Genomic DNA, 12,051 nt, shown 5'->3' on the forward strand with positions numbered 1-12,051 from the left:
TCCTTTCAAAACTATGTACATATGTTATCATACTAATGATTTGCTTATTTGTACAATACTTGAACCAAAAAAATTTCCACTTTTACAGTTTTTGTGTGCCTTATTAAAAATATACAAAAAACTAGAGGGAACTCTCCCTCTAGTTTTACTAGAACGTCTTAGTGAAGACGCTTCTTTTTGCTCTCTTTTAACTTCTTAGGCGTAACATCTTTACCTTCCTCGTCCACAACTTTAATCGTATGAAGGTGGTTTGTCATAGATTGTCGGAAAACTTTTAAATATTCCTGACGTAGCTCTTGCTGTTCTTTCGCTTCAGATTCTGTCAGACCTTCAGCCTTTGCCTTTTTTGAAAGAGCATTAATACGAGCAAGTTTATCTTTTGATAGCATATAAAACCTATCTCCTTATAATCAATAATTAAAATTACCGAACCGTTCCGGCAACATGTAGTCATCTTACTAAATCTCTTTCGTTTTATCAAGAGATTGAGCACTCTCTTGATACTCTTGATAGCGACGATGTACCGTTGCTTTTGAAATATTATAACCAAAACCTTTTAGCGTAACTGAAATTTCAGCAAAGGTTAAGCCGTTATGACGAAGGCGGACAATTTCTTCAATCGGCGCTTCTTTTTTTTCTCTTCCTGAGTTAACTCCTTGATTTTTTAAATTTTGCTGCGGACGATAACCGTTTTCTACGGCTCTTTTCATTCCTCTTTTAATTTTAGCATTATGTAATTTCCGCTGATGCTCTTCCACTAAGCTAATAATATCTAACACCATCGAATCAGATTCTGAAAGCTGAAGCTGACCTTGATGACTAATCGTATAAATCGTAGCATTTTCTTTATGAAAAGCATGAAGAAGCGCAATTCGGGCATTTCCTCTGCCTAATCGCGTTTCGTCTTGAATGAGCAGCACAGATATTTTTTCTTCTTTCATTGTATGAAGAACATCCAATATACCCTCTCTGTCTACGTCATATCCGCTTGCTTTTTCCATTACGACTTTTTTTACGTTTAGATGGTGAAGATCAGCAAGCTTTTTTAATTCTTCTTGCTGGCGCTGTAAAGATGTTTCTTGGGTTTTTTTATCCGTACTTACACGGCAATAAATAATGGCGTCCACTTTTATCACGACCTTTTCGGCTTCTAACAATATTCAGGAACGGCCGTTACACACTACTGTTCAATTGCCACTTGATTATGTAACTCTTTTTTTAAAACAGGAATATATAATTTATCTCCAGGAGATAAAGACTGGGCAGTGTCTGAGTTTAGATCATTGACGTCTTCAACCCATTTGACAAATTCATTGGTGGTCAAATGATGGTGATTATGATACTTGTTGGACAAGTCCCAAAGCGTATCTCCTTTTGTAATAGTAACCGTTGAATATTTGTCTAAATCTACTTTATCCGCTCCTAAAACCAGCGTCAATACATATGTAAGTGCAGCGATAACTGCAAAAAAAATAGCGTAATGTTTCATAGAATGTAAGAATTGGTGCATATTATGATCCCCCTATCAGAATATATGTTCTTATTTTATTGAGAACATTTGTTTCTGTCAATGGAATTCTTCGAACTTATGTTTGTATATTGACACATCACGTGGTATAATTCACCTAAAGAATAGCTAAAATCGAGGTGAAAAATATGAAGCTATCAAAACGTCAACAAGACATACTAGATTTTATTAAGCACGAAGTAAAATTAAAAGGTTATCCGCCTTCTGTTCGTGAGATTGGGGAAGCGGTGGGATTAGCCTCTAGCTCCACTGTACACGGGCATTTAGCTCGTTTAGAAAGTAAAGGGTTAATTCGCAGAGATCCAACAAAACCAAGAGCAATCGAAGTTCTTCAACTAGACGAAGTAAACATCCCTAAAAGCAATGTCATTAATGTTCCTGTTATCGGTAAAGTAACAGCGGGTCTTCCTATAACAGCCGTTGAAAATGTGGAAGAATATTTCCCTCTTCCAGATAAATTCGTTTCTCCAGATGATCATGTATTTATGCTTGAAATTATGGGAGAAAGTATGATTGAAGCAGGTATTCTAGATGGCGATATGGTAATCGTACGTCAGCAGCAAACTGCTAATAACGGAGATATTGTGGTCGCTATGACCGAGGACAACGAAGCAACGGTAAAACGTTTCTTTAAAGAAGAAAATTTCGTTCGTTTACAGCCTGAAAATTCAACGATGGCGCCTATTATTCTTCGCCACGTAACGATTTTAGGAAAAGTCACTGGTGTATATCGCACGATTCACTAATCACACTGTATGTAAAACCAACTAATCATGATGTTAGTTGGTTTTTTTACGTTTGTTTTCTAAAAAAATTGGCATATTATAAATGATACGTCGAATCATTACAGGCAGGTAGAGCGGTTTTTATAAAGGCTGTTTTACCTTTTACTTTCTGTCTGCATTTTTTCGACTCTCAAAAAAAATACAACCGACTATAAGAAGGATGTAGTTTATGACCAATACACCAAGGAAAACAGAACCATTTCAAACTATTATGCCTACCAAAGCAATGAACATGTTTCTTTTTCCTTTTTCCTTTGATCGAAAAAATAAAGAGCAGCTTGTTCATGCACTAGAAGCAAATATGTTTGAGTTTTTTTCCATTCAAAACAAACATGTAGAAAAAGAATACTACGGAGAACAGTATTACGTATCTCATGATAGCTTGGATCAATATTTCCTTCCTTACATTGAATGTATTCTATTTCCTGATTCGTGCGAAAAAGAAGGCTTGCTTCGATTTTCAAAAAAAATAGACCATACCGTTACGCTACAAACTTCCTCCACCACCGTGTCTAGCAACGTGCTGTCTGTGGATGTTTTTTTATGTCCTTTTGAAATTGGCGTCATGACCATTCGCACTGAGATGAGTCATAATCATTACACCTATGATGACATTTTAGAATTCATGAATCATTTTCGTGTATTAGAACCGAAGCTTGCTGAAGAGCATGGATCCACCATTACCTATGAACACCATCGCTATAGCAAAGTACAGGATTATATTTTTTCACAGCTCGCGCCATTTTTGAACGAACACATCAAAAAAGAAGCGACGCGTGAACAGCACGTCGGGAGTCTTCCTTATTTTATCGATGAACGGATGTTTGTATTAAGTTATGTAACGGTAAATCAAGAGCAAGAGATTAACTCCACAACTTTATTTCGTACTGGGCAGCTAAATAGCTATACGCCTGACGGGAAACCGTTTATCTCTGCACACAACCATGAGTATATTAAAACGTATAATACCAAACACGTGTATTCCAGATGGGCTCCTGAAACTTATTACGTTATAACAGACCATGTGTTTTCGTGTATTTCTAAATCGACAGACTCTAAAACGGATCAGCTTTTGATGAATCATCTATTTGGCCAACATTACTATAATTTATTTTTGCATTTTTTCTATAAAATCGTGTTGCTAAAACTATCCTATGAGTATTCTCAGCTCACGTTTCATAAAAATTCAGAGGGCATCGAGCGACTAATTCGCTCTATTACTGTATTTTCAGGTAAATATTTATTTTTAGAAATTAGCTCTCGCACGGAAGGTCAAGAGTTTTCTGAGCTCTTTAAAAAAATCTTCCACATCAATTCTCTTTATCAAGAAGTCAAAGAAACCCTTGGTACTTTGTATCAAAATCAAGAGAAAATCGCGGCCAAGCGTCACAATTACTTATTATTAATTTTAACGATTTATACCGTTCTTTCCGGTATTTACGGAATGAATTTAGTTATTAGCAAGCTAAAGGGAAACATCAATTGGGATAGTATGAAGCAGTTTTCTATCTTTGAATATATCGCTTTAATAGTAGCTTTATCAGGAATTCTGATCAGCATTAGTCTCGGAGTGAGTTCCCTATGGAATTTATTAAAAGATCGATTTAAAACATAAAAGCTGTTCGCATCAGAAAATACATTTTAAAAAAGAAGAGATTGAGACATAACTAAACCAAGCAAGTCTAAAGGGAAACAAATGAAATAAATAAGCTAGCAGGGATTGCTTGTGACATCGCAGTTGATTTCCGTGCAAGACTTCGCTTTCCGCGGGCGGCCGGTGAGCCTCCTCGTCGCTTGCGCTCCTGCGGGGTCTCACCCCTTCCGCTTTTCCCGCAGGAGTCTTCGTCTTGCCCTCCAATCAACTGCTGGAAAGAACTAAACAAATGAAACCTACGTGCACCATAAAAAACGAACCACTAATCAAACATGATGATTAATGGTTCGTTTTTCGCTTCGACTAAAATCCTTTTTTCCCAACCTCTTTTATCTATTACTAAATCACTGCCTACTCCACTGAACCTTTTATTACACGTTGTGCCGCTGTTGTAATTTCAGAACAATCTAACATTATACTCTATAAGAAAAATATATACAAAATAATAAAATATGGTATCATAGGGTAGGAATTTTGTACCTTATCTTTGAAATAATTTGCAGGAGGTAATATGCTTAACTCATTTTTATCCAAAAGCCTGATTCTTTTATGTGTCATGATTCTTACATGGTCTCTATGGGGCAGTTATAGCGCGATGACAAATTCATTGGACTTAAAAGGCTTGGCTTTAAGTAATTCATTTATTATTGAAGGAATATGTATCACTTTCCTTGTCATTTTTCTAATAGCTATTGCAAGTAGATACATGAACAAAACTGTTTTTTTTATTTCACTGATTGTTTTGACCTTAGGTGTTCGATTAGCATGGATGCTTTCTGTTCAAACACCTGTAAAATCTGACTTTCTTGTCATGTTAGATGCCGCACGTAATATCGCAAAAGGAAATTATGAATTTAACCAAAGCGTTTATTTCACTACATGGGTATATCAGCTAGGCTTTTCATTCTATGAATCTATTGTTATTCGCTGTTTTGGAGATAGCATTTTTACATTAAAATTGTTAAATATTTTTTATTCTACTGGAACCGTTATTTTTATTTATCTAATTGGCGCTAAAGTATTTAACGAACTTGCTGGGAGAATGGCAGCTTTCCTATATGCGTTCTACATTCCGAACATTCTCTACAGCTCAGTGTTAACCAATCAGCATTTAGCTACTTTTTTATTTTATGCAGCTTTTTACCTTATTATAAAAAGATTTGCTCATAACAAGTTTAGCTGGCTTTATATTGGTCTTCTATTGTCGTTAGGAAATTTAATGCGCCCTCTGGGACCCATTATTATCGTTGCTGTTTTCATTTATTTCATCTTGCAAATTCTTCAACCTTACATTAAAGCGAAGGATGCTGCTGAGTTAAAAACTCGTCGAAAGAAAATAGGAAAAAACCTCGTAGGCGTACTGGCTACTTTTTTTATTGCAAATGCGCTAATCAACTACTCTTTTGTAGCGAGCGGTATTTCTAAATATCCTTTAAGTAACAGAGATCCTTTATGGAAATTCGTTATTGGCTTTAATTATGAAACAAGCGGTTCTTATTCTTCAGAGGATGCTAGTCGTTTTATGGGTATGCCAATTGGAGAAAAACGAGCTGAAGCAGAAAAAGAAGTAATTAAAGAGCGAGTAGCAGATAAAGAGCAACTTTTAGATCTCTTTCACATTAAATTCCTGAATATGTGGGGAGGAACGGATGCATCTACATTTTGGAGTATTTCATTAACTCCTCAAGAAGATGTACCTTTTAATAAAGAGAAATTAATTAGTGCTGCTCAAAGTTATGAAAGAATCATTTACGTTTCAACTACTATTCTTTCCATTATTGGACTTATATGTTTATTCCTGAAGAAGCAGGATAAATATCCGTATACACTGTTTTTATTACTAATCATAGGATACGTTCTTATTCACTTGCTTATTGAAATTCAAACTCGCTATCGATTCTTTATTTTCCCAAGCTTTATGCTGCTCGAAGGGTTTGGTATTTCAGTGATTCTATCTTATTTACTAGTACGGTTTACTAAAAATAAGACCCAGGCAAAATGTGAAGAGATAAATTAAATGGAAGGGATTATGCAACCGTGATAAAATTCCTGAAATTCGGATTTGTAGGTATAATGAATACCCTGCTCACTATTATCAGTTACTTAGCACTGATTCATTTTGATATGAATTATATATTGGCTAACGTACTATCCTATTTCATTGGCGTCATAAACAGCTACTATTGGAACAAATCGTGGGTGTTTCAAGCAACTGTGCATAAATGGATGTTAGCTCAATTTTTCATCGTAAACCTTATTACTTTAGCAATTAATACATCTTGCTTATTCCTTCTTGTACACTATACACCTGCTAATCCGATAATTGGACAACTGTTGTCTACTTGTATAGGAATGTTTTTTAATTTTTTTCTTAATAAAATATGGACGTTTAAGCACACAAACAATCACTCGATAGGAGGTAAAGCATGAAAGAACTAATTTCAATCGTGGTACCTATGTATTTTGAAGAAGAAGTAGCTAATGAATGCTATAATCGCTTGCTTTCCGTCATGCATGAAAATCACATTAACTATGAATTCATTTTCGTCAATGACGGCAGTACAGACCGAACAATTGAAATCTTAAAGGACGTAGCAGCTATGGATTCTAACGTAAAAATTATTGATTTTGCCCGTAATTTCGGGCACCAAACTGCCGTCACAGCAGGTATTGACTATGCTCAAGGTGATGCTATCGTAATTATTGATGCTGACTTACAGGATCCGCCTGAAATGATTCCTGAATTAATTGCTAAATGGCAGCAAGGCTATGAAATTGTATACGCAAAGCGCAAGAAGCGAAGCGGAGAGACCTTTTTTAAATTGACAACGGCTAAGTATTTTTATCGCTTTTTAAATTATATGTCCGATATTGAAATCCCAAAAGACACGGGAGATTTTCGTATTATCGACCGAAAAGTTGCGGACGTATTCAAAAAAATGACTGAACGCAATCGTTTCGTAAGAGGAATGATGTCTTGGATCGGCTTCAGGCAAACATATGTAGAATATGAGCGCGATGAGCGTTTTGCTGGTGAAACAAAATATCCTTTAAAAAAGATGATCAAGTTTGCTTCAGATGGAATTATTGGTTTTTCAACGAAACCTTTACGTTTAGTAATGGTTATTGGCTTGTTATCAGTTTTTGTATCACTTCTCGTTTTAAGTTATTCGATTGTTGTTTGGCTGATAGGTGAAAATATTCAGCCTGGCTGGACTTCGATTATGGTAGCTATCACTTTCTTTAGCGGTATTCAGCTACTTGGTTTAGGTCTAGTGGGACAATACATCGCAAGAATTTACGATGAAAGTAAAAATAGACCTATTTACGTTGTACGTGAAACTATTAACTTTTCTGCGGCTTCAACAGATTCTCAAAACGTGCGTGAAAAAGTATATAGCTAAAAAAACAAGGAAGAAAACAGTTGTTTTCTTCCTTGTTTTTTATTCTTTTTGAAGCTGTAAATCGCTTGTCACCCAGTCAGGAATTCCATCATCTTCATCAAATTCAATAATGACATCCGTTATTCCTTTTTCCTGTAAAATACGATTTTCGAGACGATCTTTAATATCATCCGCTTCTGCTACTGTTAAAGAAGGATCAATTTCTACTTTTAATTCAACGTGAAGCTCTTCTCCTTCTTTCATCACCATTAACGTTTGAATATCACGCACTTGTACATCTTGCATAACAATGGCGCCAATTTTCATTTCCATTTCTTTATCTGCTTCACCAAGCGCTCCAGCAGCGTTATCTAAAAATACTCGTCCTACTACAAAAAACATCATAAGACCAATTAGCATAGAAGCAATTCCTTCAGCTTGATGAAAAGGCGTAAACCGCGAAATAAAAACGGCAATTAAAGCCAATACGCCTCCTCCAGTGGCTACCAGATCTTCCATAAAAACAAGCTTAGTTGCTGGCTTTGCTTTCTTTAGATGAACAAAGCTTTGCGTAAAAACATTGACCTCTGCAGTATTCATTCCGACATCGTGCAAAATTTCTTTCATTGCCTTAAAGAGGACAAACATCTCAAGTAATACCGAGATGCCAAGTACTGCAATATTTAAGATAAAGCCTGAAGACTTCGTCGGATGAAGAATATGATGATACCCTTCTTTAATCGTTTCAAATGCCATAATTCCTACTACAAGAACCGCTCCTAATAAAACGAGATTAACCAATCGTCCAAATCCGTTTGGAAATCGTTTGGTCGGAGCTTTTTTGCTTAATGCTGAACCTATAAAAACAAAGAACTGATTTGCTGCGTCTCCTAAGCTGTGCATCGTTTCAGCAAACATCGCTACATTTCCCGTTAAAGCAAAAGCAATCCCTTTAATAATGGATATAATGGTATTAACTATAGCGGCCATCATGGCCGATTTATTTCCTTTTCGCAATAACTTAATTAATTCACTCATGCAATCCCTCCGTTTGTGCCTTTGATGAGATTCAATTATGGTTAGTGTATGTGAATTTAAAAATTAAAAACCTCCAACATATAAGTTGGAGGTTTTTAGTCATGTTTCATTATTTTTTAAAACGATAAGGTACCGTTGTAACGATTACGTTTTTACGGTAAAGCAAATGTGCTTTTAACAGCAGACTGGACTGATTATGAAGGATGTTTTGCCAGCTTTTTTTCGTGATGAACTGCGGAATAACAACCGTAATAGCCATATTATTTTCCCGGGCTTTTTCTTCAGCCATATCGATGAATCGAAACAGCGGACGCACAAGACTGCGGTATTGAGAGTGAAACGTAACAATACGAATATCAGGCTGCCACTTTTCCCACTTCTCTTCCATTCTCTTTTCGCTTTCTCGGTCAAAAGCAACGTGCACCGCAATAACGGTATCACCAATCGTTCTTGCATAGTTCAATGAATTTTCTACTACCTTTGTCATTCCTGCTACAGGAACAATGACCACACTTCCTTCAAGCTTTCCAATCTTTTCTCCTTGCTTAATACGAAGCTGCTCTCCTACCGCTTCATAATGCGTATGAATGCGATGAAAAATATAAACGATAACCGGTAAGAAAACGAGCACGGACCATACTTGTGAAAACTTCGTTGTAAACAAAATGATTAGCACCGTTAAGGTAATGAGGGCACCAATTAAGTTAATGGTTAGCTTTCCTTGCCAGCCGGCCGGCTTTTCTCTAAGCCATTTGACAATCATGCCTGTTTGAGAAAGCGTAAATGGAATGAACACTCCAACTGCATAAAGAGGAATTAATTGTTCCGTCGCTCCTTTAAAGGCGACAAGTAAGACAATAGAAGCAATTCCAAGGGTCACAATTCCATTTGAATAGCCTAGTCGATCGCCGCGAATTTGAAACATTCTTGGCATGTATTTATCAGACGATAAGTTTACGGCAAGCAAAGGGAAAGCTGAAAAACCCGTATTCGCTGCTAGCACTAAAATCAGAGCTGTGGTGCCTTGAATAAAATAATAAAACCCATTTCGTCCAAATACACTCGATGCAATTTGTGATACAACCGTTTCATCTGCTTTTGGAGAAATGCCAAGCCAATAAGCTAAAAACGTGATGCCAGAAAATAAAACGGCTAAAATACCGCCCATCAGCATTAATGTATGAACAGCATTTTTTGCACCTGGATCTTTAAAGTTAGGCACTGCATTCGAAATAGCTTCTACACCAGTCAATGCCGAACAGCCTGATGAAAAAGCTTTTAATAATAAAAACAAACTAATACCTGGCACCACGGTACCGAGAGATGTATGAAGCTCAGGTGAAACTTGACCTGTCACTATTTTGAAGAAGCCCACCGCTATTAACAAAATAAGAGCAATCACAAATAAATAAACCGGATAAGCTAAGACAGAAGCGGATTCTGTTACACCTCGTAAATTTAAAACCGTAATAAAAATCACCAGCAAACACGCAATTACTACGTTATAGTGATGCAGCGTTGGAAAAGCCGAAGTTAAAGCATCGGTTCCTGCTGAAACACTCACGGCAACTGTTAAAATATAATCTACTAACAGTGATCCCCCAGCGATAAGTCCAGGATTTTCTCCTAAATTGGTTTTCGAAACAATATAAGCTCCTCCGCCTTGCGGATACGCATAAATAATTTGACGATATGAAAGAATTAAAGCCGTCAGCAGCACCAATACCCCAATCGCAATTGGAATCGAATACCAATAGGCAAGCACGCCCACTGTTGCAAGGACAATCAAAATCTGTTCTGTTCCATAAGCCACTGAAGATAAGGCATCTGATGATAAAATAGCCAGCGCTTTAAGCTTACTAAGCTTTTGATCGCCTAACTCTTTTGTTTTGAGCGGCTTTCCAATCAATAATCTCTTGAGAACTGAATAGTTCACGTAATTTCCCTCCGATGATTGCTTAGCTACTATTCACTGTTCGTTGCTAAGCTCCGTTACAAGTTCATGAATAAGTGATATTATCCCTAAAAAATACCTTTTTATGTTAAAAAAGCGCACAAAAAAAACACTAAGGGTTCTCAGCGTTTTTACACAGCTTAAACCTCCTCTCCAAAACGCTTATGGGGTTAGCTGTCGGATTCGGGCTATGAGAGTAGCCCTACCTTTTAAAAAAGGATTCACCCCAAGTGACAATGCACAAATTTGGGTCCCCCACTTCTGACGAATTAAGCGATAACAGGTCAATATAATTTTCGGTTAAAGGGTATGATTGATAACAAGTTTCTTTCATAACTATCCTTTGTTCTTAGATAATATACTCCCGTACAAATGGTTTGTAAAGCATTATTTTACGTAAACGATAAAATAGTACTTAAGGCGCTTTTAAGGGGAAAACAAAAGGCCTTCTGCCTGCTTACAGAAGACCTGCTTTCTTTAACTTTTTGCTTTTAAAACGGCTGCTAGCTTGTTTTTCGTTTGAGGACCATAAATGCCATCTACATCATAAGGAAGATACACAAGCTGAAAACGTCTGACTGCATCTTTCGTTTGTACTCCATATATTCCGTCTACTGACCCTACTTTAAAATTAACCGCGTTTAATGCTCTTTGAAGCTGTTTCACTGCTTCTCCAGAATCGCCTTGTTTTAAAATTCCATTGGGAAGTGGATATTGTTCAGAAGGTGGTGTTGGAGTAGGTGTTGGAGTAGGTGTTGGAGTAGGTGTTGGTGAAGTTCCTGAAGGAATAACAATTGTTTTTCCAACCTGTAGTGTTAAAGGATCAGAAAGCCCTGTATTCGCTTCTTGAAGCGCTTGTACTGTTATTCCGTACTTCTGTGCAATACTGTACAGCGTATCTCCTTGCTTAATTGTATACGTTTTTTCACCTGGTTCAGAAGGTGATGGATTTGGTGTCGGTGTCGGTGTCGGTGTTGGAGATGGAGATGGCGATGGATTTGGAACTGCACGACGAGGTAAATTTAAATATACGGCAATTCCTTTTGCATACGATTCACCCATGCTTTTTAAAAAAGCTTCATTTTGAAGAAGTGCTGCATCGGCGCTCCTATCAATAAAAGCTATTTCAGTTAGTACTGCAGGCATATTTGTTAAGCGAAGCACCGCATAATTAGCTGATTTTCGACCGCGATTCGGATGATTATACGACAGCAGCGCTGGCTGTACTTGGCCGTGGACAATTGATTGAAACGTTTTACTGGCATTGCTGGCGCTTCTATAAACATAATCTTCGTATCCTGTTCCTCCACCGGCATTTACGTGAATAGACATAAATGCATCTGCTCCCCACGAGTTAGCTTGAGAAGCTCGCTGAGATAACGATAAAAAAGTATCTGTGGTACGGGTGGTTTTAATCGTAAAGTCACTGTAGGTGCTATTTAAATAGCTTATTAAATATTGTTGAATTTTTAACACTAAGTTTTTTTCATATAGTCCGCTTGCTCCAACTGCTCCTGCATCTGCCCCACCATGTCCTGCATCAAGATAGATTTTTTTCATATTACTTGTCCCTCCTTATTGTTAACATATGCATGAGGGAAAAAAGTGCTACGTATACTAGCCTACTTAGTGAAAAATTACTAAAAAAGGAGATTGAGACATAACGAAATCACTTCAACCTAAAAACGAACAAATGGGATAAATGCGCT

Annotated in this window: 12 protein-coding genes and 1 riboswitch; of the genes, 5 read left to right on the plus strand and 7 right to left on the minus strand. The window is 36.9% G+C overall.

Annotated features, from left to right (window positions below):
• Positions 1-158: 158 nt before the first annotated feature.
• The 3 genes from NST66_RS19680 to yneA form a co-directional block, all read right to left on the minus strand.
• Positions 159-389 (minus strand): DUF896 domain-containing protein, encoded by a 231-nt coding sequence (locus NST66_RS19680; RefSeq protein ID WP_013058775.1) that lies wholly within the window; start codon positions 387-389, stop codon positions 159-161.
• A gap of 69 nt (positions 390-458) precedes the next feature.
• Entirely contained in the window at positions 459-1,127 is a 669-nt protein-coding gene (locus NST66_RS19685) for a YneB family resolvase-like protein (protein WP_028411365.1), read from the minus strand.
• A 53-nt stretch (positions 1,128-1,180) separates the two neighbouring features.
• The gene (yneA, locus tag NST66_RS19690; protein ID WP_028411366.1) at positions 1,181-1,510 is read right to left on the minus strand and encodes a cell division suppressor protein YneA; all 330 of its coding nucleotides are present in this window, start codon (positions 1,508-1,510) and stop codon (positions 1,181-1,183) included.
• 146 nt (positions 1,511-1,656) lie between these two features.
• On the opposite strand from yneA, the gene lexA reads away from it, so the two are divergent.
• Both lexA and NST66_RS19700 read left to right on the plus strand, forming a co-directional pair.
• A complete protein-coding gene (gene lexA, locus NST66_RS19695; RefSeq protein WP_013058778.1) occupies positions 1,657-2,274 on the plus strand; it encodes a transcriptional repressor LexA in 618 nt (205 codons plus the stop codon).
• 208 nt (positions 2,275-2,482) lie between these two features.
• A complete protein-coding gene (locus tag NST66_RS19700) occupies positions 2,483-3,928 on the plus strand; it encodes a hypothetical protein (protein WP_034270839.1) in 1,446 nt (481 codons plus the stop codon).
• A gap of 67 nt (positions 3,929-3,995) precedes the next feature.
• On the opposite strand, the gene NST66_RS19705 is transcribed toward NST66_RS19700, so the two are convergent.
• Positions 3,996-4,196, minus strand: a complete 201-nt coding sequence (locus tag NST66_RS19705; protein WP_223546232.1) for a hypothetical protein — start codon at positions 4,194-4,196, stop codon at positions 3,996-3,998.
• Between the two features lie 282 nt (positions 4,197-4,478).
• On the opposite strand from NST66_RS19705, the gene NST66_RS19710 reads away from it, so the two are divergent.
• Genes NST66_RS19710 through NST66_RS19720 form a run of 3 tightly spaced genes read left to right on the plus strand, consistent with a single transcriptional unit; the run spans position 4,479 to position 7,371 of the window.
• Positions 4,479-5,984 (plus strand): ArnT family glycosyltransferase, encoded by a 1,506-nt coding sequence (locus NST66_RS19710; protein WP_028411368.1) that lies wholly within the window; start codon positions 4,479-4,481, stop codon positions 5,982-5,984.
• Between the two features lie 20 nt (positions 5,985-6,004).
• Positions 6,005-6,397, plus strand: coding sequence for a GtrA family protein (locus NST66_RS19715; RefSeq protein WP_028411369.1), 393 nt, complete (start codon positions 6,005-6,007; stop codon positions 6,395-6,397).
• Positions 6,394-7,371, plus strand: a complete 978-nt coding sequence (locus NST66_RS19720) for a glycosyltransferase family 2 protein (RefSeq protein WP_028411370.1) — start codon at positions 6,394-6,396, stop codon at positions 7,369-7,371. The genes NST66_RS19715 and NST66_RS19720 overlap by 4 nt, the downstream gene beginning before the upstream one ends.
• 39 nt (positions 7,372-7,410) lie before the next feature.
• Here NST66_RS19720 and NST66_RS19725 read toward each other — a convergent pair whose 3' ends face one another.
• From NST66_RS19725 to NST66_RS19735, 3 genes are all read right to left on the minus strand, one after another.
• A complete protein-coding gene (locus NST66_RS19725; RefSeq protein ID WP_028411371.1) occupies positions 7,411-8,388 on the minus strand; it encodes a cation diffusion facilitator family transporter in 978 nt (325 codons plus the stop codon).
• Positions 8,389-8,497: 109 nt separating this feature from the next.
• Entirely contained in the window at positions 8,498-10,324 is a 1,827-nt protein-coding gene (locus NST66_RS19730; RefSeq protein WP_028411372.1) for an APC family permease, read from the minus strand.
• Positions 10,325-10,486: 162 nt separating this feature from the next.
• Positions 10,487-10,628: riboswitch (cyclic di-AMP (ydaO/yuaA leader) on the minus strand.
• A gap of 191 nt (positions 10,629-10,819) precedes the next feature.
• A complete protein-coding gene (locus NST66_RS19735; RefSeq protein ID WP_340843660.1) occupies positions 10,820-11,902 on the minus strand; it encodes an N-acetylmuramoyl-L-alanine amidase in 1,083 nt (360 codons plus the stop codon).
• Positions 11,903-12,051: the final 149 nt, after the last annotated feature.

It is taken from the genome of Priestia sp. FSL W8-0524, from assembly GCF_038005965.1.
In the GTDB taxonomy this organism is placed as follows: Bacteria; Bacillota; Bacilli; order Bacillales; family Bacillaceae_H; genus Priestia; species Priestia zanthoxyli.